This is a genomic window from Arthrobacter sp. UKPF54-2 (genome assembly GCF_007858535.1).
GTDB lineage: Bacteria > Actinomycetota > Actinomycetes > Actinomycetales > Micrococcaceae > Arthrobacter.
The window spans coordinates 887,803-910,555 of the sequence record NZ_CP040174.1 but is presented as its reverse complement, the minus strand read 5'-3'; the positions used below and the strand labels follow the sequence as shown (position 1 = coordinate 910,555).

At 70.8% G+C, this 22,753-nt stretch carries 21 protein-coding genes; 13 read left to right on the top strand and 8 right to left on the bottom strand.

The window, feature by feature from the left end; all coding sequences use genetic code 11:
* Nucleotides 1–22 precede the first annotated feature (22 nt).
* Nucleotides 23–772 carry a 3-hydroxybutyrate dehydrogenase gene (locus E7Y32_RS04070; RefSeq protein WP_146335995.1) on the top strand — a complete coding sequence of 250 codons (750 nt, stop codon included), beginning with the start codon at nt 23–25 and terminating at the stop codon, nt 770–772.
* 291 nt (nt 773–1,063) lie between these two features.
* Here the strand turns inward: E7Y32_RS04070 and E7Y32_RS04065 are convergent, their stop codons facing one another.
* The gene (locus tag E7Y32_RS04065) at nt 1,064–1,717 is read right to left on the bottom strand and encodes a LysE family translocator (RefSeq protein WP_146335994.1); all 654 of its coding nucleotides are present in this window, start codon (nt 1,715–1,717) and stop codon (nt 1,064–1,066) included.
* A 72-nt stretch (nt 1,718–1,789) separates the two neighbouring features.
* Here E7Y32_RS04065 and E7Y32_RS04060 point away from each other — a divergent pair, with 72 nt between their 5' ends.
* The gene (locus E7Y32_RS04060; RefSeq protein ID WP_186467038.1) at nt 1,790–2,185 is read left to right on the top strand and encodes an iron-sulfur cluster assembly accessory protein; all 396 of its coding nucleotides are present in this window, start codon (nt 1,790–1,792) and stop codon (nt 2,183–2,185) included.
* Between the two features lie 13 nt (nt 2,186–2,198).
* Here E7Y32_RS04060 and E7Y32_RS04055 read toward each other — a convergent pair whose 3' ends face one another.
* Nucleotides 2,199–2,603 carry a hypothetical protein gene (locus E7Y32_RS04055; protein ID WP_261382530.1) on the bottom strand — a complete coding sequence of 135 codons (405 nt, stop codon included), beginning with the start codon at nt 2,601–2,603 and terminating at the stop codon, nt 2,199–2,201.
* Nucleotides 2,604–2,610: 7 nt separating this feature from the next.
* The gene (locus E7Y32_RS04050) at nt 2,611–2,946 is read right to left on the bottom strand and encodes a hypothetical protein (RefSeq protein WP_146335993.1); all 336 of its coding nucleotides are present in this window, start codon (nt 2,944–2,946) and stop codon (nt 2,611–2,613) included.
* Between the two features lie 201 nt (nt 2,947–3,147).
* On the opposite strand from E7Y32_RS04050, the gene E7Y32_RS04045 reads away from it, so the two are divergent.
* The 4 genes from E7Y32_RS04045 (at nt 3,148) to E7Y32_RS04030 (ending at nt 8,051) form a co-directional block, all read left to right on the top strand.
* Nucleotides 3,148–4,008: an IclR family transcriptional regulator gene (locus E7Y32_RS04045; protein WP_186467037.1), complete on the top strand. Its 861-nt coding sequence runs from the start codon at nt 3,148–3,150 to the stop codon at nt 4,006–4,008.
* Between the two features lie 160 nt (nt 4,009–4,168).
* The gene (locus tag E7Y32_RS04040; protein ID WP_146335992.1) at nt 4,169–5,923 is read left to right on the top strand and encodes a urocanate hydratase; all 1,755 of its coding nucleotides are present in this window, start codon (nt 4,169–4,171) and stop codon (nt 5,921–5,923) included.
* A 121-nt stretch (nt 5,924–6,044) separates the two neighbouring features.
* Nucleotides 6,045–7,649 (top strand): histidine ammonia-lyase, encoded by a 1,605-nt coding sequence (hutH, locus tag E7Y32_RS04035; protein WP_146335991.1) that lies wholly within the window; start codon nt 6,045–6,047, stop codon nt 7,647–7,649.
* Between the two features lie 165 nt (nt 7,650–7,814).
* Nucleotides 7,815–8,051 (top strand): hypothetical protein, encoded by a 237-nt coding sequence (locus E7Y32_RS04030; protein ID WP_146335990.1) that lies wholly within the window; start codon nt 7,815–7,817, stop codon nt 8,049–8,051.
* Nucleotides 8,052–8,134: 83 nt separating this feature from the next.
* Here E7Y32_RS04030 and E7Y32_RS04025 read toward each other — a convergent pair whose 3' ends face one another.
* Nucleotides 8,135–8,371: a hypothetical protein gene (locus tag E7Y32_RS04025; protein WP_186467036.1), complete on the bottom strand. Its 237-nt coding sequence runs from the start codon at nt 8,369–8,371 to the stop codon at nt 8,135–8,137.
* A gap of 192 nt (nt 8,372–8,563) precedes the next feature.
* Here E7Y32_RS04025 and E7Y32_RS04020 point away from each other — a divergent pair, with 192 nt between their 5' ends.
* The gene (locus tag E7Y32_RS04020; RefSeq protein ID WP_146335989.1) at nt 8,564–9,868 is read left to right on the top strand and encodes a sodium:proton antiporter; all 1,305 of its coding nucleotides are present in this window, start codon (nt 8,564–8,566) and stop codon (nt 9,866–9,868) included.
* 23 nt (nt 9,869–9,891) lie between these two features.
* On the opposite strand, the gene hutG is transcribed toward E7Y32_RS04020, so the two are convergent.
* Together hutG and E7Y32_RS04010 are read right to left on the bottom strand one after the other, a co-directional pair.
* Nucleotides 9,892–10,863 carry a formimidoylglutamase gene (hutG, locus tag E7Y32_RS04015; protein ID WP_146335988.1) on the bottom strand — a complete coding sequence of 324 codons (972 nt, stop codon included), beginning with the start codon at nt 10,861–10,863 and terminating at the stop codon, nt 9,892–9,894.
* A gap of 168 nt (nt 10,864–11,031) precedes the next feature.
* Entirely contained in the window at nt 11,032–12,474 is a 1,443-nt protein-coding gene (locus E7Y32_RS04010; protein ID WP_146335987.1) for an NCS2 family permease, read from the bottom strand.
* A 112-nt stretch (nt 12,475–12,586) separates the two neighbouring features.
* Between E7Y32_RS04010 and E7Y32_RS04005 the strand changes: the two genes are divergently transcribed.
* Nucleotides 12,587–13,243 carry a copper resistance CopC family protein gene (locus tag E7Y32_RS04005; protein ID WP_146335986.1) on the top strand — a complete coding sequence of 219 codons (657 nt, stop codon included), beginning with the start codon at nt 12,587–12,589 and terminating at the stop codon, nt 13,241–13,243.
* 6 nt (nt 13,244–13,249) lie between these two features.
* Here the strand turns inward: E7Y32_RS04005 and E7Y32_RS04000 are convergent, their stop codons facing one another.
* The gene (locus tag E7Y32_RS04000; protein WP_146338208.1) at nt 13,250–13,918 is read right to left on the bottom strand and encodes an FAD-binding protein; all 669 of its coding nucleotides are present in this window, start codon (nt 13,916–13,918) and stop codon (nt 13,250–13,252) included.
* Between the two features lie 378 nt (nt 13,919–14,296).
* On the opposite strand from E7Y32_RS04000, the gene E7Y32_RS03995 reads away from it, so the two are divergent.
* The 5 genes from E7Y32_RS03995 (at nt 14,297) to E7Y32_RS03975 (ending at nt 21,155) form a co-directional block, all read left to right on the top strand.
* The gene (locus E7Y32_RS03995; RefSeq protein WP_146335985.1) at nt 14,297–15,328 is read left to right on the top strand and encodes a universal stress protein; all 1,032 of its coding nucleotides are present in this window, start codon (nt 14,297–14,299) and stop codon (nt 15,326–15,328) included.
* A gap of 35 nt (nt 15,329–15,363) precedes the next feature.
* Nucleotides 15,364–18,111 carry a PEP/pyruvate-binding domain-containing protein gene (locus tag E7Y32_RS03990; RefSeq protein WP_146335984.1) on the top strand — a complete coding sequence of 916 codons (2,748 nt, stop codon included), beginning with the start codon at nt 15,364–15,366 and terminating at the stop codon, nt 18,109–18,111.
* 92 nt (nt 18,112–18,203) lie between these two features.
* A complete protein-coding gene (locus tag E7Y32_RS03985; RefSeq protein WP_146335983.1) occupies nt 18,204–19,328 on the top strand; it encodes a hypothetical protein in 1,125 nt (374 codons plus the stop codon).
* Nucleotides 19,325–20,305 (top strand): ABC transporter ATP-binding protein, encoded by a 981-nt coding sequence (locus tag E7Y32_RS03980; protein WP_146335982.1) that lies wholly within the window; start codon nt 19,325–19,327, stop codon nt 20,303–20,305. Before E7Y32_RS03985 ends, E7Y32_RS03980 begins: the two co-directional genes overlap by 4 nt.
* Before the next feature lie 100 nt (nt 20,306–20,405).
* Nucleotides 20,406–21,155: an ABC transporter permease gene (locus tag E7Y32_RS03975; protein WP_261382596.1), complete on the top strand. Its 750-nt coding sequence runs from the start codon at nt 20,406–20,408 to the stop codon at nt 21,153–21,155.
* Nucleotides 21,156–21,208: 53 nt separating this feature from the next.
* Here E7Y32_RS03975 and E7Y32_RS03970 read toward each other — a convergent pair whose 3' ends face one another.
* Entirely contained in the window at nt 21,209–22,615 is a 1,407-nt protein-coding gene (locus E7Y32_RS03970; protein WP_146335981.1) for a C40 family peptidase, read from the bottom strand.
* Nucleotides 22,616–22,753 lie beyond the last annotated feature (138 nt).

Below are 22,753 nucleotides of genomic sequence, written 5' to 3'. Positions count from 1 at the left end.
CTCTGAACTGGAAGGCTGGGTAATGGAAAATACGCTCAATGGCCGCAAGGCACTGGTCACCGGCGGCGCGGGCGGGATCGGCGCAGCCAGCGTCCGTGCCCTCGCTGCCAGGGGTGCGAAGGTGGTGGTCGCGGATGTTGATGAGGCCGCCGCGACCGCCCTCGCCGACGAGGTCGGGGGAACCGCCTGGGCGGTGAACCTGCTCGACGTCGAAACGCTGCAGACGCTCAGCCTGGATTGCGACATCCTGGTCAACAACGCCGGGATCCAGCGCATCAGCCCGATCGAGGACTTCGATCCGGCCGACTTCCGCCGCATCATCACCCTGATGCTGGAGGCGCCGTTCCTGCTGGTCCGGGCCGCTCTGCCGCACATGTACGCGAACGGGTTCGGCCGGATCATCAACCTGTCCTCGGTCCACGGGCTGCGGGCTTCGCCGTTCAAGAGCGCCTATGTCGCTGCCAAGCACGGCCTGGAAGGGCTGAGCAAGGTGACGGCGCTGGAGGGCGGCGCGCACGGTGTCACGTCCAACTGCATCAACCCGGGCTATGTCCGGACGCCGCTGGTGGAATCCCAGATCGCGGACCAGGCCAAGGTGCACGGCATCCCCGAGTCCGAGGTGCTGACCAAGATCATGCTCACCGAGGCTGCCGTCAAGCGCCTGGTCGAGCCCGAGGAGGTGGCTTCGCTGGTGGCGTGGCTGGCCTCGGACGACGCCGGCATGGTCACGGGTGCCAGCTACACCATGGACGGCGGCTGGTCCGCCCGGTAGGCGGCGGCCTGCCCGATTCACGAGCGGCGGGTTCCGCTGCTGCCGAGGTGGGACTTGGCGCCCAGTTTCTGAGACCGGGGCGCTGGGTCCCACCTCAGCGCGGCGGGCTCCCGCCGCCGCTCTGGTCGGCGGCGGGGCCCCGGCGGTCCGGATCGATCGAACGTCTCCCCAGCGGAGGCGCCCGGCCGGTCCGGTAACGTCGTAGGCCAACTGTACGATCCGCCGTCGTCAGTAACACGAGTAACAGCTACCCCTTTGGCACCCCCAGACCACTTGGGCCGCACCTGAAAACTACTTACCCGCGGGTAGCTCCCCGGCCTGCCCGACGAGGGCCAGGGTGCCGCCCAGGCCGATCATCATGATCCCGCCGGTGGTGCCTAGGGCGGAGATCCGCCGCGGTGACCGGGCAAACCACTGCCGGGCGGTCCCGGCGGCCAGCGCCCAGGCACTGTCCGAGACCAGGGCGATCATCAGGAACACCGCGCCGAGGGTGGCGAGCTGGAGCGGGATCGCTCCGGCGTGATAGTCGACGAACTGAGGCAGCACGGCAACAAAAAAGACGACCGACTTGGGGTTTGTTGCCCCCACAATGAAGCCCTCCCGCAGCACCCGCCGGGCGGAAGCGGACCGTGCCGGACCCCGGGCTGCCGTCGTTCCGCCGCGGTGCCGGATCGCCTGGACGCCGAGGTAGATCAAGTAGGCGGCCCCGGCGAACTTCACCACGCTGAAGAGCGCTACCGACTGGGCCAGGACGACGCCCACCCCCAGGGCCACCGCCGCGATCTGCAGCAGTTCTCCCAGCGCATTCCCCAGCACACTCAGCAGCCCGCCCCTGCGGCCCAGGGCGAGGGTCCGGCCGATCACAAACAGCACACTGGGTCCGGGGACGGCAATCAGCACGGCCGAAGCCAGTGCAAACGCCAGCATGTTACTCAGCGGAACCATAATTAACTGTAGGCCCGCGCCGGGCCGCCCGCCTTGGGCGGAGGTGGCTTGGCGGGTGGTTAGAGTGGGCGCGTGAGCGAGACGATCCTGCCGCCATTTGCCGTAACGGCCGCGGCCATCCGCCAGTTGGAGGTCCTCGGTGGCAGCGCGCGCATCGACGTCGAGGACGGCGGCTGCTGCGGGCGGACCTACGTCTTTACTCAGGACCCGCAGGGCGAGGGCGACGCCCGCTACGGCTGCCCCGGCGCCGAACTCTTTGTCAGCGCCACAGCCGGCGCAGTTCTCGCCGGGGCGACGCTTGACTACAGTGACCGCATCAAGCCGCCGCGCTTCCGGGTGATCCGCAATCCGAACACGCCGGAGCGCTGTCCGTGCAACCGCTCTTTCGGCCGCGCCTGGCCCGGCAAGGGCCAACCCGGGTGCCGTTCGCGGTGCTCCATGCCGTGGGACATTTCGCCGCACCGCTAACCGGCTCAGGGCGTCAGCCAGGCGCCGGGGATGCCTCCCGTGCACGGGGATTCCGTGACCTGCGGCCGGCCCGGAGGTTGCGCCAGTGCAGAGCCACGGCCAGCACGATCAGCGGCACGTGGATCGCCGGCAGGCTCCGGGCAAACCACTGGGGCAGGTAAATGTCAGTCACGGAGCCGCTCTCGTCGCCGAGGCGTTGCGCGACCGCCGTCAGCGGGCAGTGGAAGCCGTTGCCCGCGAAGATCGCCGTTTCGGCGAACACGACGGCGCCGGCAATGCCGGCCCGCCGGTCGGAGCGCCCCCGGATCCCGGCGTAGAGGACGTACACCATCGACGCCTCGATGCTGAACCAGGCCAGCGTGTGCACGGCCTTGACGGCTTTCAGCCCGGCTTCCTGCAGGCTCCCACCGCCGACCACGCCCGCGTCACCCCTGCTGCAGGGCCAGGACGATAATGGCGGCATTGATGCCCAGCCCGATCAGCCACCACGGGTTGAATGTGAGCAGCAGCAGGGCCGCGGAGATCCCCGCCCCGGCAACCGTGACCGGAATCCACCACGGCGCCGCCACCAGGACCCCCAGGCCGCCGAGGCCCAGCACCGCCGCCGAGGCGATGGCCAGGGCAGCGGCCAGCCGGCGCACCTCCCCGGCAAACGGGGACCGGCCGACGTCGAACGGCGCCTTCGCGTCCGGCCGCGGCAACCAAATGGCCAAGTGGACGAGGCCGTGGGCGACCAGAAACAGTCCTGCGAGCCAGCGCACGGCGGTCCTCCTCGTGTTCCGGGCGTGGGTCCAGCGAAGCACTGCCGCCCGCCGCCGGGCTAGGGGAGTAAGTCCCGCGGAGCGCCGGCAATGTCTGGTATTCCAGACGCCGCCCGGAGCTTCTTGCCCGACGGCGCCGGTAGCCAGGGTGCATGCTTAAGTACGGGATACCGGACACCGCCCGACGTCGAAGAGGACCATATGTCAGCCGCCATCACCCCGCCAGACGCGGCCGCCAGTGCCGCGCCGAAGCCCGCCGCCAAATCCGCCAGGGCCGCGTCCAAGGTGCCGGCGGCCGAGAACACGCTGCGCATCCTGAAGCTGCTGGCCTCCAAACGCGGGCCGATGGCGGCGTCGAACATTGCCACCTCCCTGGGCCTGCCGCGCTCCAGCGTCTACCACCTGCTGGGGGTGATGGAGGCGAACGGCTTTGTGCTGCACCTGCACGAGGAACAGCGCTACGGCCTCGGCATCAGCGCCTTCGAACTCAGCAGCGCCTATTCCCGCCAGGAGCCGCTCTCCCGGCTGGGCCGGCCCATGCTGGCGACGCTCGTGGACGTGATCGGCGAGAGCGCCCACCTGGCCGTGCTGCATGGCCGGGACGTGCTCTACATTGTCGAGGAGCGGGCCAAGAACCGGCCCTCGCTGGTGACCGACGTCGGCGTCCGGCTGCCCAGCCACCTCACCGCCAGCGGGCGCGCGATCCTGGCGGCGCTGCCGAAGTCCCAGGTGAGGGCGCTGTACCCGAACGCCGCCGCGTTCAGTGCGCGGCATGAGACGGAATCGCCCATCACCAAGTACTCCACGCTTTCCTCGCACCTGGACCAGGTCCGGCAGCGCGGCTACGCCACCGAACACGGCGAGGTGACGCCGGGCTTCGGCTCGATCGCCGCCGCCGTGACGGACCACACCGGCTGGCCCACCGCCGCCGTCGCCGTGACCTTCCTCGAGGACAAACTGCCCGCCGAGCAGTGGCCGGTCCTGGCCGCGCGGGTCAAAAAGGCCGCGGATGACCTCTCGGCACGGATCCACGGCCGCCCCAGCCCAACCAGCCCGCAGTAGTTGTCGTTTAGTCGCCGCAAAACGACAACAACTGCCAGTTAGTTCGGTCTGGCATCCCGGACAGCACCCGTTCGAACCCCCTGTTTACGGGCCTCCGGACAGGCTTTAGTTGATACAGAACCTCTTCCCGCGAACCACCCCAGAGAACGAAGGAGCCCCCATGGCACCCGCCGATTTCACCACCGGTGCCCGCCCGGTCAAAGCAGCCCGCGGCGCCGAGCTCACCGCCAAGAGCTGGCAGACCGAAGCCCCGCTGCGCATGCTGATGAACAACCTGGACCCCGAGGTCGCCGAGCGCCCCGATGACCTGGTGGTCTACGGCGGCACCGGCCGCGCCGTCCGGTCCTGGGCCGCGTTCGACGCCATCACCCGCACGCTGGAAACCATGGAAAAGGACGAGACCCTGCTGGTCCAGTCCGGCAAGCCGGTCGGCGTCTTCCGCACCAACGAATGGGCCCCGCGCGTGCTGCTGGCCAACTCCAACCTCGTCGGCGACTGGGCCACCTGGCCCGAATTCCGCCGGCTCGAGGCCGAGGGCCTGATGATGTACGGCCAGATGACCGCCGGGTCCTGGATCTACATCGGCACCCAGGGCATCCTGCAGGGCACTTTCGAGACCTTCGCCGCGATCGCCCGCAAGCTCACCGGGGACGAAAACGGCACCCTCGCCGGCACCCTGACCCTCACCGGCGGCTGCGGCGGCATGGGCGGCGCCCAGCCGCTCGCCGTCACCCTGAACGACGGCGCCTGCCTGATCGTCGACGTCGACGAGAGCCACCTGCGCCGCCGCGCCGGCAAGCGCTACCTTGACGAGGTGGAGACCGACCTCGACACCGCCATCGCCAAGGTCCTGAAAGCCAAGGAAGAACGCCGCGGCTGGTCGGTGGGCTACGTCGGCAACGCCGCCACCGTCTTCCCGGAAATCCTGCGCCGCCACAACGCCGGCGAGCTCACCGTGGACATCGTCACGGACCAGACCTCCGCGCACGACCCCCTGAGCTACCTGCCCGAAGGCATCACGGTCGAGGAATGGCACCGCGAGGCCGCCGCCGACCCGGAAGGCTTCACCAAGAAGGCCCAGGCCTCGATGGCCAAGCACGTCCAGGCCATGGTCGAATTCCAGGACGCCGGCGCCGAGGTGTTCGACTACGGCAACTCCATCCGCGACGAGGCCCGCAAGGGCGGCTACAACCGCGCCTTCGAATTCCCCGGCTTCGTCCCCGCCTACATCCGCCCGCTGTTCTGCGAGGGCCTGGGCCCGTTCCGCTGGGTGGCCCTCTCCGGCGACCCGGAGGACATCGCCGTGACGGACGCCGCCATCAAGGAACTCTTCCCGGAGAACAAGCACCTGCGCCGCTGGATCGACGCCGCGCAGGACCGGGTGGAATTCGAAGGCCTGCCAGCCCGCATCTGCTGGCTGGGCTACGGCGACCGCGCCAAGGCCGGCCTGCTGTTCAACCAGCTCGTGAAGGAGGGCAAGGTCAAGGCCCCGATCGTAATCGGCCGCGACCACCTGGACTCCGGCTCTGTCGCCTCGCCGTACCGCGAGACCGAGGACATGGCCGACGGCTCCGACGCGATCGCCGACTGGCCGCTGCTCAACGCCCTGCTCAACACCGCCTCCGGCGCCACTTGGGTATCGATCCACCACGGCGGCGGCGTCGGCATCGGCCGCTCCATCCACGCCGGCCAGGTCTCGGTGGCCGACGGCACCGACCTCGCAGCGCAGAAGCTCGAACGCCTCCTCACCAACGACCCCGGCATGGGCGTCATCCGCCACGTCGACGCCGGCTACGACCGCGCCGTCGAGGTCGCCAAGGAACGCGGCGTCCGCATCCCCATGCTCCCCACGGACTCCCTAACCTCGCAAGCTCGGCCAGGGAACTCTGTCCGTGTGGCCCCAGAGTCCCGCTAGCCCAGCCCGCGAAAACCCCGTCGATTGCTCCGTAAGTGCCGTTTTGAGCCCTGAAAAGGGCCGTTACGGAGCAATCGATGGGGAAATCCGGCTCAAAACGATCAGATTTAGGTAGACCCCAATGACCTTAACCACCCACTCGCCGCTCACTGTCACCCTCGGCTCCAGCGGCGTAACCCCCGAGGACGTCGTCGCCGTCGCCCGCCACGACGCGCAGGTCACTATCGCCCAGGACGCGCTCGACGCCGTCGCCAAGGTCCGCGCCCACATCGACGACCTGGCCCACAGCGAGACCCCGGCTTACGGGATCTCCACCGGCTTCGGGGCGCTGGCCAACCGCCACATCCCCAATGAACTGCGCACCCAGCTGCAGAAATCCCTGATCCGCAGCCACGCCGCCGGCATGGGCCCGGCCGTGGAACGCGAAGTGGTCCGCGGCATCATGTTCCTGCGCGCCAAGACCCTCGCCTCCGGCCGCACCGGCGTCCGTCCCGTGGTGCTGCAGACCATGGTGGACGTCCTCAACGCCGGCATCACCCCGCTGGTCCGTGAATTCGGCTCGCTCGGCTGCTCGGGAGACCTCGCGCCGCTCTCGCACTGCGCTTTGGTCCTGATGGGCGAAGGCGAAGCGACGGGACCCGACGGTCAACTCTATGGAGGAAAAAACAGCGGCAAGGGACGACGCCCCGTCGCCGAGCTCCTTGCCGAACACGGGATCGAACCCGTCACGCTGGCCGAAAAGGAGGGCCTGGCCCTGGTCAACGGGACCGAGGGCATGCTCGGCATGCTGCTGATGGCGATCGCGGACCTCCGCCAGCTGCTCACGACGGCGGACATCACCGCCGCGCTCAGCGTCGAGGCGCTGCTCGGCACGGACCAGGTCTTCCTGCCCGAGCTGCACGCCGCGCTGCGGCCGCACCCGGGACAGGCCGCCTCCGCGGACAACATGCTCCGGGTCCTCTCCAACTCCCCGATCGTGGCCTCACACCGGATCAACGACACCAAGGTCCAGGACGCCTACTCGCTGCGCTGCGCCCCCCAGGTGGCCGGCGCCGTCCGTGACACCGTGGACCACGCCGCCCTGGTGGCCTCCCGCGAACTCGCCGCCGCGATCGACAACCCGGTGGTGCTCCCCGACGGGCGGGTCAGCTCCAACGGCAACTTTCACGGCGCCCCGGTGGCCTACGTGCTGGACTTCCTGGCGATTGCCGTCGCGGACCTGAGTTCCATCGCCGAGCGCCGCACCGACCGGATGCTGGATCCGGCCCGCTCGCACGGGCTGCCGGCCTTCCTGGCCGCCGATCCCGGCGTCGACTCCGGCCTGATGATCGCGCAGTACACCCAAGCCGGCCTGGTCTCGGACAACAAGCGCCTGGCCGTGCCGGCGTCGGTGGACTCGATCCCGAGCTCCGCGATGCAGGAGGACCACGTCTCGATGGGCTGGCACGCGGCCCGCAAACTCCGCCGCGCGGTGGAGAACCTGCGCCGTGTGCTGGCCATCGAACTCGTGACCTCGGCCCGGGCCCTGGACATCCGCACCCAGCTCTCCGGCGGCCACCTGAGCCCGGGCCCGGCGGGGGCCGCGGTCATCGCCGCGCTGCGCGACGTCGTCGACGGCCCGGGCACCGACCGGTTCCTCTCGCCCGAGCTGGAGGCTGCGGACGCGCTGCTGGCCTCGGGCAAGGTCCGGGCGGCCGCCGAATCCGCCGTCGGAAATCTGGCCTGAGGGCAAAGAAAATACGAGGCAGGCAGGGATTTTCCGGCGCCCCCGAAATCGTGCGCAACACGGTCAACGGGGGTCCGGAAAATGTAGTAAAAATATGACCAAGCCCACACCAAAGATGTTGTGGCCTAAAAATTGAAAAACGAACCTACAAAGGGGTAGAAGTTCATGAAATCACGCGGGACGGTCATGTCCAGGCGCACGGCGTTCGCCGCCACGGTCTCCGACTGGAAGAGCCTCAAGGCGGGCGACCGGGTCGAAATCGTGAAGCACGCACAGCTGCTGGCGGCCGGTGAAGTCGAAGAGGTCTCGGCCAGCGGTAATGTGCTCTGGCTGGTGCCGGGCGCGGCACCGGAGCCGCAGCTGTTCCTGAAGTCCGACGGCGTGCAGGTGCGGCGGAGCTAAGCCCCCGTGCCGCGAGCGGCAAAGCGAAGGGCCGGTGCGGGGAAATCCCCGTACCGGCCCTTCGACGTCTGGCAGCCCGCGGGCTAGGCGGCGATGTCCTCGTGCGTTTCGCCGAACGGCACGGTCTCGTCGAGCGCCACGGTGTACGCGCCGGGCTCGTGGCGGGTGACCCGGATCCCGCAGCGGCGGTCCTGGACGGCCGAGGCGATCAGCGTGTTGACGGCAGTTTCAAGGCCGTGGTGGACCTCGTGGGCGCTGGCAAACGAGAGCCTGATGGACGTGGCGTCAGCGGCCTGGGCCGGCATGGTGTGTGTGTTCATTGACTGGTCTTTCCTAGAGTCCGGCCGGTTGGCCGCCCTCTATTCTAGTCTGTCCGGCGTGGCTTACCGGCCCGGAGCCGATAGTGTGCAGGTGGCGGTATATCTTTTGAGGCGAGGGGCGCCGTTCTGGTTGGAACGGCGCCCCGACCCATTCCACGCCCGCGTCCGGTTTTGCGGCAGGAGGACAGGCCAATGTTCGAGGCTCCCAGTGTTGTCTTCACCGCGGCCGGAATCGCCGTTTTCATCGCGGCCGTGCTGCCCAAACTGCTGCGCAACGCGCCCCTCTCCATGCCCATGGTCTTCCTCGGCGCGGGCATGCTGGCGTTCACCCTGATGCCGGCCCTGCCGGACCCGAATCCCCTGCAGTACGGGGAGTTTGTCACCGTCTTGACCGAAGTCTGCGTCATCGTCTCGCTGATGGGCGCCGGGCTCGCGCTGGACCGGCCGCCCGGGCGCCGGCAGTGGTCGACGACCTGGCGCATGCTCGGCCTTGCCATGCCGCTGTGCATCATCGCGCTGACCCTGCTGGGACTGTGGTTCCTGGGCCTCGGCCTGGGCGCGGCGCTGCTTGTCGCGGCCGCCCTGGCCCCCACGGACCCGGTCCTGGCCTCCGAGGTGCAGGTGGGGGAGCCTGCGGACGAGGAAGAGGGTACAGGCCGCGAGGACGAAATCCGCTTCGGGCTGACGTCCGAGGCGGGCCTGAACGACGGCCTCGCGTTCCCCTTTGTCTACCTCGCGATCGCCATCAGCTTCGCGGGCGCCTCCCCCTCCGGCTGGCTGGGGCACTGGCTGGCGGTGGACGTGCTCTGGCGGATCGGCGTCGGCGTGCTGCTGGGGCTGGCGACGGGGAAGCTGCTCGGACGGCTCTTTTTCACGGCGCGGCATGAGAGCGTCAGGCTGTCCAACCATTCCGAGGGGTTCGTGGCGCTGGCGGCGACGTTCCTGGCCTACGGCGTGACCCAGATGGTCGCGGGCTACGGGTTCGTTGCTGTGTTCGTCTGCGCCGTCACCATCCGCGCCGCCGAGCGCACGCACGGCTTCCACCGGGTGATGCACTCGTATGTGGAGCAGTTGGAGCGGCTTCTGACGGTGGTGATCCTGGTGCTGCTGGGCGGGGCGATCGCGCGCGGCCTGCTGGCCGGGATCGGCTGGACCGAGGTGCTGGTGGCCCTGGCGTTCCTGCTGCTGGTGCGCCCGCTGGCCGGTTGGCTGGGGCTGGCACGGGGCAAGACCGGCCCCCGCGAACGCATCGCGATCTCCTTCTTCGGCATCCGCGGCATCGGCTCGCTGTACTACCTGGCCTACGCCCTCGGCCAAGGAAACTTCGGCGCGCAGGCGGAGCAACTCTGGGCCTTTGTGGGGCTGGTGGTGGCGATGTCGATCGTGCTGCACGGTGCAACGACGGCGCCGGTGATGAACCGGCTGGACCGGCTGCGCCAGCGCCGCGCGGTGGAACAGCATGGCGACGAGGGCGAGGCGCCGTTCACGGCCATCTGAGCGCTTCCGCCGCGGCGGTGCCGCTAGCGCAGCAGTGTGTTGATCAGCCGCGCGGCCACCTTGGCGGTGCGGCCGTCGACGTCGAACCCCGGGTTCAGTTCCGCAACGTCCAGGTGCAGCAGCTTCCCGCTGGCGGCCACCTGCCGGCAGAGGCCGCTGATCACCGGCAGCGGGACGCCGTAGGCGGCCGGGGCGCTTACGCCGGGCGCCACCGACGCCGGCAGCACGTCCAGGTCAATGGTCAGGTACAGCGCGTCCACCTGCGCCAGGAACGCGGCCACAAAGGCGTGCGCTGCGTCCGCCGAACAGTCCTCGTCCAGCAGGTAGTCCACACCGAGGTCTGCCGCGGTCCGGAACAGCGCGGCGGTGTTGTTGGGTTCGGAAATCCCGACGACGGCGTACTTCAGTTCGCGGCCCGCGGCGGCTTCGGCCCGGGCCATCTGCAGGAACGGGGTTCCCGAGCTGGGCACGGGCTCGTCACGGAGGTCGAAGTGGGCGTCCAGGTTCAGCACGCCCACCGTCAGGCCCTCCCGGACCGAGGCGGAGCCTGCGACGCCCAGGTAGCTGGCAAAGGCGGTCTCGTGGCCGCCGCCGAGCACCACCGGCAGGGCACCGGCGTCCAGCAGCCCGGTGATTTGGAGGCCGGCCCGCGCCTGCCCGGCCTCCAGCGCGTCCCCCGTGACGGTGACGTCGCCGGCGTCGTGCACCTCCCGGTCCAGGTGGAAGGCGAGCGGGCCGAGCGCGGCGCGGATGGCGGCGGGTGCGGTGGCGGCCCCCACCCGGCCCTTGTTCCGGCGTACGCCGGCGTCGCTGCCGAAGCCGAGGAGGACGGCCGGCCGGGCGCCGGAGGAGCCGGCAGGCTGGGGGTGCGGCGGCCGGTGCGGTGCATAGGGCGTCACAGCCTGCCACCAGCGGCGGTGCTCGGGGCCGTCGCCGTCGAACCTCCCGGTCCAGGGCTGCGGCGGGACATCGGTGGCGCGGGCGGGAGAAGGCATGCTCCTAGCTCACCCCAGCCCAGGCCGGAAAACCAGCAGCGCCGCCGCCGGAGTGTCCGAAATCCCGGAAACTCCGCTTAAACGCCGCCGAGATGACAGTTCGCGGCAATGTTTTCCAAAAACACTGCCGCGAACTGTCATCTCGGCGGACGGGACGGTGCGGGGATCCTAGTGGATGCCGAGCGCGGCCTCGATCGGGCCGATGCCGAAGAACAGCAGGAACGCGGCGGCCACAGCCCACATCAGCGGGTGCACCTCGCGGGCGCGGCCCTGGACCAGCCGGATCAGCACGAACGAGATGAACCCGGCGCCAAGGCCGTTGGCGATCGAGTAGGTGAACGGCATCAGCGTGAAGGTCAGGAACGCCGGGATCGCGATGCCCCAGTCCTGCCAGTCGATCTTGCCGACCTGGGAGACCATCATGAAGCCGACGACGACGAGCGCCGGAGCCACCGCTTCGAACGGCACCAGGTTGATCAGCGGGGTGAAGAACATGGCGACGAGGAACAGCAGGCCGGTGACGATGGAGGCCAGGCCGGTGCGGGCGCCCTCGCCGATGCCGGCGCCGGATTCGACGTAGATCTGGTTGGAGGAGACGGACGCGCCGCCGCCCACGATCGCGCCGAGGGCGTCAATCTGCAGCACCCGGTCCACGTTGGGGATGTTGCCGTCCTTGTCGATGGTGCCGGCCTCGGTGGCCAGGCCCACCATGGTGCCCATGGCGTCGAAGAAGATGCTCAGCAGGATCACAAAAGCCAGCAGGGTGGCGGCCACAAAGCCGAGGTGCTCGAACGCGCCGAACGGGTTGGCTTTGCCGATCAGCGACAGGTCCGGGGCGGCCCATTCGGTGAACTTGGGGGCCACGAGGGACCAGCCCTGCGGGTTGAAGTTCTTGCCGTCGAAGCTGGGGCCGATGTGCAGCGTGAATTCCAGGATCACGGACAGGATGGTGGAGCTGACGATGCCGATCAGGATCGCGCCCTTGACCTTGCGCACCACCAGGGCGATGGTGAGGACCAGGCCGAGCACAAAGACCAGGGTGGGCCAGCCGAGGAGCTTGCCGTCGAAGCCGAGGCCCACGGGGACGGTGGTGCCCGCAACGTCCGGGATGCGGCGGACGAAGCCGGCGTTCACCAGGCCGATCAGGGCGATGAAGAGGCCGATGCCTACCACGATCGCGGTCTTCAGCCCCTCCGGAACGGCCTTGAACACCGCGGTCCGGAAGCCGGTGAGCACCAGGATCAGCATGGTGACGCCGGAGAGGACCACCAGGCCCATCATGTCCGGCCAGGTCAGGCCCGGGTTGGTGGCGACCGTGACGGCCACGAACGCGTTGACGCCGAGGCCGGTGGCCAGCGCGAAGGGATGCTTGGCCCAGGCGCCCATCAGGATGGTCAGGATGCCGGCCACGAAGGCGGTGACGGCGGCGACTGCCGGGAAGCCGAGCGTTCCGCCGGACGAGTCCGGGCCGGAGAGGATCAGCGGATTGAGGACCACGATGTAGCTCATGGCGAAGAACGTGGCGAACCCGCCACGGATCTCGCGTGAGAAGTTCGACCCCCGCTCGGAAATCTTGAAATACCGGTCGAGTGCAGAGCCCTGCTTAAGCATTGGTCCTCCGGGAGGGAAAAGGGGTGTTAGCTAAATCCTATTGGGCGTGACGGCGCCCACCCGCCAAACTCGCCTAGTCTGTAAGGAAGCCAACACTAGGAGCGGGCCAGTCATGCGTTTGACCAGACAACTTCCCGGTGCCCTGCTGGGCCTGACCGCGCTGGTCGCGTTCCTGCTGGGCGCCGCGCTGCTGGGTGCCGGAGCGGCGTCCGCCCATGACTCGCTGGAATCGACCAGCCCCGCCGCCGGCGCAACGGTGCCCGCGGCGCCCGGGACGGTTTCACTTACCCTCAGTGAGCGTCCGCTGGCGCTTGGCACGCAGATCAAGGTCAACGACGCCGCCGGCACCAATTGGTCCGACGGCGCGGTGCAGATCGTGGACAACGTTGCCTCGCAGAAGCTCAAGGCGGGCGCCCCGGCCGGGCCCTATACGGTGCAGTGGCGGGTGGCCAGCTCTGACGGCCATCCGATCGAGGGCACTTTCACGTTTACCGCCGCGGCGGCCGCCGCAGGCGCGGCCGGTACAGCATCGGGCACCGCCCCGGCGTCGGGCACGGTGCCGACGCTGGGCACCGCCCCGCCTGGCTCAACGGTCGCGCCGACGCCGGCGCCGGACGCCTCCCAGCCGTTCCCATGGAGCATCGTGGTCTTCGTCGCGGTGGCCGTGGGCATCCTGGTGGCCCTGGCGCTGTCGGCGAAGCGCCGCCTCAACGCCGGGGACGGCGACGCCACCGGCGCGGGAACCAGCCCGGGAAACGAAGACGTTTAGAGGCGCTTAGGCCGGCAGGGCCAGGCCGCCGGAGAGCAGGGACGGCATGCCTTCCGGGTTGACCTTGGCGGAAATGGCCTGGCCCACCAGCTTGGCCTGGCGCAGGACTTCCTTGGGCGTGGGCGTGATCAGTTCGCCGACGCCGACGAGGTACATGCCGAGCGCGTGCATGGCGGCCATCAGGTTCTGGCCGGCAGCCACCCCCAGCTCGGCCAGCATGCGGCGCAGCTGGCTGTGCGCGCAGCGGGTGAGGACCAGGTGGTCGGCGTACAGGATCCCGCTGGGGGTGCTGACCGCCCACGGCTGCCTCCGGTGCGCGCCGGCGGGCACGTCATCGCAGGCGCCGCCCAGCCCTTCGACGCCGAACCCGTCAGCATCGAGGTGGTCCAGCTGCAGGGCCCGGACGTCGTTGCGGATATCGAGCTTGTGGCTGATGGCGTAGTTGCGCAGGTGCCGCAGGATCTCGTTGCGTTCCCTGAGCGTGGCCGCGTCCGCCGCGTCGCAGCGCTGCAGCGAGGAGGTGTTGGCAGGGTTCCCCGCGCCGAGCAGGTCCAGTCCGTCCACCACGATGGCGTCGACCCCGCGGCGCTGCAGCTCGCTGGCCACCGCCAGTCCCGAAAGCCCCGTCCCGATGACCACAGTGCTGGTCCGTTCGATTCCGCCGTACACGGGCATGCTCGACACTGCGGGGTCCTTCCTCGAGTAATGCGGATTCCGGACTTGTGCCCGGGATGCTTTTCCATCGACCCGTCCAGGCGCACTCTACGGGGGAGCCAACGATCTGAAAGACGAGTCTCGGTTCAGCAACGCCTCAGAGGATACCCAAGATTGCCGGCTGTGAACAGGGCAGACTTCAGTTTGATTTTTCGCGGTTTTACGCGGTTTCGAACGGGCGCCAGGCGCCGGATCGCCGCCGTTCCGGGGCTTCCCGGGCCGCCCGAACGGTCTGTAAACACTTGGTAAAACCTGCCCGCCGGGCAGGTGGAGCCCGCACCCGCACAGTTCTGGCAGAATAGCCGCAACAGAGCCACGTATCGCGAGGAGGCGGACCCCATGGCCCGAGAACAGGTGCATCCGGACCCGGCGGGAGACGCGGCCGGGGAGCATGCTCCCCGGGGGATCGTGGTCGGCGTGGACGGCTCGGACCACAGCCACTGCGCCCTGGTTTGGGCGGCCCGCGAAGCCGAGCGCCGGCGTCGTCCCCTGCATATCGTGACCGCCTACTCGGTGCCCGTCTTCGCCGCGTCCGGGCTGGACGGCGGCTACGCCACGGTGGATGATTCGGTGATCCGCGAAGGGGCCGAGGCGATCCTGAAGCAGGCGCTGGACAAAGTGGCCGGCTACAACATCGACGTCGACGCCTCGGTGGAGAACGGCGATGCCTCCGGTGTCCTGCTGGAGATGACGGAGACCGCCGAACTGCTGGTCTTCGGCACCCGCGGCCGGGGCGGCTTCGTGGGCCGGCTCCTCGGATCGGTCAGCAGCGCGCTGCCCGCGCACGCCAAATGCCCCACCGTGACCGTCCCGCTGATCTGCGGGGACCGGCTGGGCGAAACAACGGACGACAAGCACGTCCTCGCCGAACGGGTGAAGTCCGGGCACCAGCCGGTCGAAAACGTCGTGGTGGTGGGGGTGGACGGCTCCGAACAGGCCCGGGTGGCGGTGCTCGAGGCCGCGGCCCAGGCCGAGCGGCTCTCGGCACCACTGCGGGTGGTCTGCGCCGTCCCGCAGTACAGCGGCTCGCTCGCGTGGGTTCCGGCCCCGATGGACCGCGAGGCACTCTTCGCCGACATCCGGATTCAGCTCGACGCCGGCGTGGCCTGGCTGAAGAGCCACTTCCCGCGGCTGGAGGTCGAAACCCAGCTCGTGGACGGTTCCCCGGTCGACATCCTCGTCGAGGCAAGCCGGCACGTGGAACTCGTGGTGGTGGGCACCCGCGGCCGGGGCGGCTTCGCCGGGATGCTGCTGGGATCGACCTCCGACGGCATCCTGCACCACGCCAAGGGCCCGGTCATGGTGGTCCCGGACCGGGAGGATCCCCGGCTGGCCGACCGGCCCAGCTTCGGACCCATGCTCGGCTCCTAGGCCGAACGCTTCCTCGCCCAAGGGAGGGCCGCCAGGTGAAGCATCCATCCGTTCCGGGGACGCAGCCGCAGGAGCCGGAGCCCGGACTCGTCCTGGCCCTGGAGCGGACCGGGGCGGAACGGCTGGCCGACGTCGGCGGGAAGGCCGCCAACCTCGGCGAACTGCTCCGGGCCGGGCTGCCGGTCCCGGCGGGCTTCTGCCTGACCACCCAGGCCTACCGGCGGGCCACCGAAAGCGCCGGCCTCGACGCCGTGCACGCGTCCCTGGCGGGGGCCTCTCCGGAGGACCTTCCCGGGCTCGCAACCCTGGCGGCGTACGCCCGGGACCTGGTCCTGGCGGCGGACGTCCCGGCCGACGTCGCCCTGGCGGTCCGCGAGGCGTACGCGGCGCTGGGTCCGGATGTCCCCGTGGCGGTCCGCTCGTCCGCCACGGCCGAGGACCTGCCGTTCGCCAGTTTCGCCGGCCAGCAGGACACCTTCCTCAACGTCGTGGGTATCGAGGCGGTCCTGGCCGCGGTCCGCCAGTGCTGGGCCTCGCTCTGGACGGACCGCGCGGTGAGCTACCGCGCCGGCCACGGGATCAGCCCCGCGGGCGTGGCTCTCGCCGTCGTGGTGCAGCGGATGGTGGATGCCGCCGTGGCCGGGGTCCTGTTCACCGCGAACCCGGTCACCGGCAGGCGGCATGAGGCGGTCATCGATGCCAGTCCGGGGCTCGGCGAGGCCGTCGTGTCCGGGGCGGTCAATCCTGACCACTTCGTCGTCGACAGCGCCACCCGGCGGATCCTCGAGCGCCTGATCGGGAGCAAAGCCGTGGTCATCCGGCCGCTCCCCGGCGGCGGGACCGCGCGGGTTGTCCAGTCCGACGCCGGCACCCGGCCGTGTATCGACGACGCCGGCCTCCTGGCGCTGGAGCTGCTCGGCCGCCGCGCGGAGGTGCACTTCGGCGCACCCCAGGATCTCGAATGGGCGATTGACGACAGCGGAGCGGCGTGGCTGACCCAGTCCCGGCCCATCACCACGCTCTACCCCCTGCCGGAGCGGCAGCACGCCCCCGGCGGAACCCGCGTTTACCTGTGCTTCAGCCTGGCCCAGGGCCTGACCCGGCCCCTGACCCCGATGGGGCTGGCAGGATTCCGGCTGATCGCCTCGTCCGTAGCCCGGGCGGCGCATTTCGAGGTGCCCAACCCGCACGACGGCCCAGCGCCGTACGCCGCGGCCGGGCAGCGGCTGTTCTTCGACCTGACCCCGGTGCTGCGCAACGGCGTCGGACGGGCCCTTGTGCCGCGGGTGTTCGACGTGATGGAGGCCCGCTCCGCGCCGGTGCTTCGGTCTTTTTTCGATGACCCCCGGTTCTCCGTCACCAGCCGCTCGCCGTGGCGGCTGCTGCGCCACGTTGTCCCGGTGGCGGCCCGGGCCAGGGTTCCGGAGTCGCTGCTGCGCGCCCTGGTCCGGCCGGAGGCTGCGCTGCGCCGCGCAGAGCGCTTCGGCGAACGCTTCCGGGCCGCCCTGGCGGTGCCGGCAGGGTCCACCGCGGTGCAGCGGCTGGACCACGTGGAGCGCATCCTGGGCAGGGAACTGTTCCCGGTGGTTCCCAACATCCTTCCGCTGCCCGCCCTGGGCTTCGCCCTGCTGGCGGCCGCCGGGAAACTGCTGGGCACCAGCGCCGGGCCGGGCGCGCTGCAGCAGGTGCTGCGGGGGCTGCCCCACAACGTCACCACCGAGATGGACCTGGCACTCTGGGAGCTCGCCGAGGCGATCCGGGCCGACGCCGGCGCCGCGGCAGTGTTCGCGGGCGCCGGGTCCGACGCCGAGGCGGTGCCGGAGCTGGCCCGCCGCTACCAGGCCCGGGAGCTGCCCGCCGTCGTGCAGTCCGGGCTTGCCGGATTCCTGGGCCACTACGGGCACCGCGCGGTGGCGGAAATAGACCTCGGGGTGCCCCGCTGGTCCGAGGACCCGGCCCACATCCTCGGGGTCCTGGCCAACTACCTGCGGCTGGAGGATCCCGGCCAGGCCCCGGACCGGCAGTTCCGCAAGGCGGCCCAGGACGCCGAGGCCCAGATACAGCGGCTGGCCGCCGCCGCGGGCCAGCGGGGCAGGCTGCGCACGGCACTGGTGCGGGCGGCACTGAAGCGCACCCGGATGTTCGCCGGGCTGCGGGAACTGCCGAAGTACCACATCGTCGAGGCCCTCGCCGCGGTGCGCGCACAACTGCAGGCCATCGGGACGGAGCTGGCCGCGGCCGGCCGCATCACGGACGCCGACGACATCTTCTTCCTTGACCTGGTCGAGGCCCGCGAGGCCCTCGCCGGACGGCCGCTGCACACGGTGGTGGAGGGGCGCCGTGAAGACTATGCCCGGGAACTGGGCCGCCGGCATATTCCGCGGGTGCTGCTCTCGGACGGCACCGAACCGGAAGCACTGCGGTCCCGCGCCGCCGGGACGGGGGCGGATGCGGGGGTGCTGGGCGGCACCCCGGCGTCGGCCGGCACCGTCACCGCCGCGGCCCGCGTCATCCTGGACCCGCAGGGCGCGCGGCTGGAGCCCGGCGAGATCCTGGTGGCACCGTCCACGGACCCGGGCTGGACGCCGCTGTTCCTCACCGCCGGCGGGCTGGTGATGGAGATGGGCGGGCCCAACTCGCACGGCGCCGTCGTCGCCCGGGAATACGGCATCCCCGCGGTGGTCGGAGTTCCGGACGCCACCACGTTGATCCCCACCGGGCAGCGCATCACGGTCGACGGCGGCGACGGCAGTGTGGTCCCGGAGGCCGGACCGGCGCCGTAGCCCAGTTGAAGCAATCCGAGGGGAAGCCGTGATGCCGGCCGTTCCCGGGCGTAATGTTGATTCATGAGCTGCAATGTTGGTGCGCGGTCGCTATGACCCGCCCTTGGCTGCGCTGGTTGCCGGCCGTCACCGTTCCTGCCGTGATCGCCGCCGGGGTGCTGGCGGGATCCCTGCCGGCCAGCGCGGGCGACCCGCTGCCGGCCAAATCGCCCGAGCAGGTGCTGGCGCTGATCGCCCAGCACCGCGACACGCCTTTCTCCGGCACGCTGGACCAAACCTCCAGCCTTGGCCTGCCGGAACTCCCGCAGGCCGGACCGGGAGCATCCAACGGCGACACCGCCTGGCTGGAGCTGCTGACCGGGCCGCACACCGCCCGGATCTACCGTGACGGCCCGGAGAACGCCCGCATCCAGGTGCTGGACCGGCTGGCGGAGCGCGACGTCGTCCGGCACGGCGACGAGCTCTGGTTCTACAACTCCAAGGACAACACGGCCGCGCATGCCGTCCTCCCGGCCGGTGGAAAAACCCGCCATGGTTCCGGGCGGGAATCCATGCCCGCCCCGGACCAGCTGGCCGAAAAGCTTCTGGCGAAGCTCCAGAAGAGCAGCGACGTTTCCGTCGGGACGGATGTCCAGGTGGCCGGACGCGCCGCCTACCAGCTGATGCTCACGCCGAGGTCCTCGTCCACCCTGCTGGCCTCTGTGGCGATCTCGGTGGACGGCCAGAGCGGCATGCCGCTCGGCGTCGAAGTGAAGGCACGCGGCCAGGCGGAGCCGGCGTTCCGCGTGGCGTTCGCCAAGCTCTCGCTCGAGACCCCGGACCCGTCAATCTTTTCGTTCAGCCCGCCGCCCGGGGCCACGGTCAAGGAAATCCCGGTCCCGGACCACAACTCCGACGGCACCAAGGGCCGGCCGGATGACAAGGCCAAGGACAACGCCAAGGAAGGCCACAAGGATAAGGTCCACGTCAGCGGGACCGGCTGGGAATCCGTCGTCGAACTCCCGGCAGGTGCCCTGACTGGGGCCGCCGGCAAGGCACCGGAGCAGCAGGGTGGGCCCGGCAGCGCGGCGTCGCTGCTGGCCCAGGCGAGCGTCCCGGTGCCCGGCGGCAGGCTGCTTTCCACCGCCCTGGTGAACGTGCTGATGCTCGACGACGGCCGGGTCTTCGCCGGATCCGTCCCGCTGGAGCGGCTCCAGGCCGCGGCCGCCGGGCGGTGACCGCCGTCGCGCCGTCCGCCGAACTGAGCATCGAGACCCGGGGGTTGAGCAAACGCTTCGGCCGGCAGCTGGCGGTCGACGGCGTGGACCTGGCCGTGCCGCGCGGTTCCGTTTTCGGGTTCCTGGGCCCGAACGGCTCGGGCAAGACCACCACCATCCGCATCATGCTGGGCCTTGCCGCGGCTTCGAGCGGCTCGGTGCGCGTCCTTGGCGAGGAGATGCCGGGGCAGCTGCGCACCGTGCTGCCGCGGGTGGGCGCCCTGGTCGAGGGTCCGGCCTTCTACCCGTTCCTTTCGGGGGCAGCGAACCTGCTGCGCTTCGACGCCGCGGACCCGGGGGCGCCGGCAGGGACCCGGCGCGAGCGCGTGCGCACGGCGCTCGAGCGGGTGGGGCTGGGGCATGCGGCGGACAAGAAGGTCCGGGCCTACTCGCTGGGGATGAAGCAGCGCCTCGGCATTGCGAACGCCCTGCTGGTGCCCCGGGAGCTGCTGGTGCTGGACGAGCCAACCAACGGCCTGGACCCGCAGGGCACCCGCGAGGTGCGGCACCTGGTCCGTTCCCTCGCGGCCGACGGCGCCACGGTGTTCGTCTCCAGCCACCTGCTCGCCGAGGTGGAGCAGATCTGTACCCACGCGGCCATCATGAGCGCCGGACGCCTCGTGGCGCAGGGCCCGCTGACGGAGCTGCGACGGGCCGGGCACGCCAGGATCCGGCTGCTGACCCCCGACCCCGGGGACGCCGCCCGGGTGATGGCCGTCCTGGGGCTGCGGGCCGACGGCGCCACCGCTGCAGCGGGCGGCGAGTTGCTGTTCGCGCCGCTGCCTGCCGAGCCCGACGACGGTGCGCCCACGCCGGAGGCAGTGGTGGAGGCCCTCGTCGCGGCCGGCGTCCGGGTGCGCGGCTTTGCCCTGGAGCAGGGCAGCCTCGAGGACCGCTTCGTCGAGCTGACGGGGGAGGGGTTTGACGTTGCCCAGTGATCCGTCGGTAGCTGTCCATCCGGCCGCGGCCAGGGCCCCCGTCCTGCGCCTGCTCGGTTCCGAACTCGGCGTGCTCTTCCGCCGCCGCCGGACCTGGGCCATGCTGCTCGCCCTGGCCGCCATCCCGGTGCTGATCGCCGTGGCCGTGCGGCTCTCCTCCGCCGTGCCGCCGGGCCGCGGGCCCGCGTTCCTGGACCGGATCAGCCAGAACGGGCTGTTCGTGGGCGTCACCGCGATGCTGGTGGCCGTTCCGCTGTTCCTCCCTCTGACGATCGGCGTGGTGGCCGGCGACACCCTCGCCGGCGAGGCGGGCCTGGGGACCCTGCGGTACCTGCTGGCGGCCCCGGCCGGCCGGGGCCGGCTGCTGCTGGTGAAGTACGCCGGCGCCGTCGTGTTCGCCGTCGCCGCCCCGCTCACCGTCGCGCTGGTGGGGGCCGGCATCGGGGCGGCGCTCTTCCCGGTGGGGCCCGTGACCCTGCTCTCCGGCGACACGATCGGCGCCGCCGAAGCCCTGGGGCGGCTGCTGCTGATCGCCGCCTACCTGGCCGTGTCCCTTGTGGGACTCTCCGCGATCGGCCTGTTTATGTCCAGCCTCACGGACGTGCCCGTCGGCGCGATGGCGGCCACGGTGGTGCTCGCCGTCGTCGCCCAGGTCGCGGATGCGCTGCCGCAGCTTCAGTGGCTGCACCCGTGGCTTTTCAGCCACCGCTGGCTGGACTTCGCCGACCTGCTGCGACAGCCCATCGTCTGGGATTCGTTCGCCGCCAACGCCCTGCTGCAGGGCGGGTACCTGGCCGTGTTCGGGGCGCTCGCCTACGCCAGGTTCGCCACGAAGGACGTGCTCTCCTAGGTCCTCCGGCCGGCGTCAGTACGGGCTTCAGTACGGGGTATCAGCACCGGGGGTCAGTAGCGGGCGGCGACGGGGTGGAGCTGCATCCCGGACATGGCGGCGAGGTCCGTCACGGTGATACCCGCATCCTCATTCAGCGCCTGAACCACCCGTCCGCCGCCGAGGTAGATGGCTACATGGTAGAACCCCGGAGCGGAGCCCCACACCAGCAGGTCGCCCGGCTGGGCCTGCGAAAGCGGGACGTGGACGGGCGCCTGGGCGAACTGCTCGGACGCCGTGCGGGGCAGGGACTTGCCGGCCGCTGCGAAGGCGTTCTGCACCAGGCCCGAGCAGTCGAAGCCGTACGCGCCGGTTCCGCCGTACTGGTAGAAATACGGCGCGCCGGTCTTGCCCAGCGCCACCGACATCGCCGTCTGGTTGGAACCGCCGGGAGCGGGAGCGGGAGCGGGCGCGGGCGCGGGCGGGGGCGCCGGTGCGGGCGCCGGAACGGGCGCGGGCGCGGGGACTGGCGGCGCGGGACGATCGGGAGCCGCCGGGGGAGCAGGCGCCGGCGGAGCAGGGACGGCTGGCGCAGGCACGGCGGGCGCGGGCGCGGGCGCCGGCTGCCCGGGCCGGGCGGGCTGCGGTGCCGGAAGCTGGTTGGAGCGAGCCGTTACGGCCGCCAGCTGGGCCTGCTGGCGCTGCCGGTCCAGGGCATCCACCCGTGCCGACTCGAGTGCCACGGTGGTGTTCCGCAGCGTGGCCAACTGGTCCACCAGCACCGTGCGCTGCGCCGCGGCATCGGTAACCGCCCGCTGCCGGGCCTCGTTGGCCCGCTCGGCGTCGGCCTTGCGCGATTCCGCAGTGCGGGCAGCGTCGTCGGCGGCGCGGTCGGCGTCGGCCGCGGAGGCCTTGGCCGACTGGGCGGCAGCGGCGGCGGTCTCCGCGGACTGGAAGGCCCGGGTGCGGCCGGCGGCCACCGCCTCAAGCGTGGCGGCCTGCTGCAGGGCCTGGCCGTTCCCGCTGACCAGGCTGCCGAGGGCCGGCGTCATTCCGCCGTTGCGGTACAGGTCCCCGGCGAGCTGGCCGATCAGCTTCCGCGCCTTGGTCTGCTCGGCCTCGGCCGCGGAGGCCTTGGCGGCCGCCAGCTTGGCGGCGTCCCGCCGGATCCCGAGCTCCACCAGGGCGTCGGCGTAGGCGTTGTTGGCGGCGAGCGAGGCTGCCAGCCCGTTGTCCCGGGCCGTGGCCGCCTCGGCCAGGAGGCGGTCGATGCGGGTGACCTGCTCCGCCGTCGCGCTTTCACTGGATTTCGCCGCGGCGATGTCCTCCGGCGAGGGGAGATCCGGGGCGGCCGGCACCCTCACGCCCGGGACGGAGCCCGCCGGCGCCGGAGCGGCCTGGGCGGGGGCGGACAGTGTTGCCAGCAACACGACGGCGGTGCACAGGGCTGCGGCCCTGCCGCCGGGTCGGGTCCAAACCATGGAAAACCTCGCTGCATTCAGGCTGGCGCGAGCGAGGTAGGAATTTTGGCACGGTGACATGCCCCTCTGCGGATCGCCCAGCACGGACGAGGCTACGTGCCAAATATCACTTTGGCAACAGGAGTCACATCAATAACA

Coding starts and splice junctions, on each gene's coding strand:
- E7Y32_RS04005 (WP_146335986.1), top strand. CDS start 12,587: ATGCGTTTGACCAGACAACTTCCCGGTGCCCTGCTGGGCCTGACCGCG.
- E7Y32_RS03970 (WP_146335981.1), bottom strand. CDS start 22,615: ATGGTTTGGACCCGACCCGGCGGCAGGGCCGCAGCCCTGTGCACCGCC.
- E7Y32_RS03995 (WP_146335985.1), top strand. CDS start 14,297: ATGGCCCGAGAACAGGTGCATCCGGACCCGGCGGGAGACGCGGCCGGG.
- E7Y32_RS04045 (WP_186467037.1), top strand. CDS start 3,148: ATGTCAGCCGCCATCACCCCGCCAGACGCGGCCGCCAGTGCCGCGCCG.
- E7Y32_RS04010 (WP_146335987.1), bottom strand. CDS start 12,474: ATGCTTAAGCAGGGCTCTGCACTCGACCGGTATTTCAAGATTTCCGAG.
- hutG (WP_146335988.1), bottom strand. CDS start 10,863: ATGCCTTCTCCCGCCCGCGCCACCGATGTCCCGCCGCAGCCCTGGACC.
- E7Y32_RS04000 (WP_146338208.1), bottom strand. CDS start 13,918: ATGCCCGTGTACGGCGGAATCGAACGGACCAGCACTGTGGTCATCGGG.
- hutH (WP_146335991.1), top strand. CDS start 6,045: ATGACCTTAACCACCCACTCGCCGCTCACTGTCACCCTCGGCTCCAGC.
- E7Y32_RS03985 (WP_146335983.1), top strand. CDS start 18,204: ATGACCCGCCCTTGGCTGCGCTGGTTGCCGGCCGTCACCGTTCCTGCC.
- E7Y32_RS04020 (WP_146335989.1), top strand. CDS start 8,564: ATGTTCGAGGCTCCCAGTGTTGTCTTCACCGCGGCCGGAATCGCCGTT.
- E7Y32_RS04030 (WP_146335990.1), top strand. CDS start 7,815: ATGAAATCACGCGGGACGGTCATGTCCAGGCGCACGGCGTTCGCCGCC.
- E7Y32_RS04065 (WP_146335994.1), bottom strand. CDS start 1,717: ATGGTTCCGCTGAGTAACATGCTGGCGTTTGCACTGGCTTCGGCCGTG.
- E7Y32_RS04040 (WP_146335992.1), top strand. CDS start 4,169: ATGGCACCCGCCGATTTCACCACCGGTGCCCGCCCGGTCAAAGCAGCC.
- E7Y32_RS03975 (WP_261382596.1), top strand. CDS start 20,406: ATGCTGCTCGCCCTGGCCGCCATCCCGGTGCTGATCGCCGTGGCCGTG.
- E7Y32_RS04025 (WP_186467036.1), bottom strand. CDS start 8,371: ATGAACACACACACCATGCCGGCCCAGGCCGCTGACGCCACGTCCATC.
- E7Y32_RS04070 (WP_146335995.1), top strand. CDS start 23: ATGGAAAATACGCTCAATGGCCGCAAGGCACTGGTCACCGGCGGCGCG.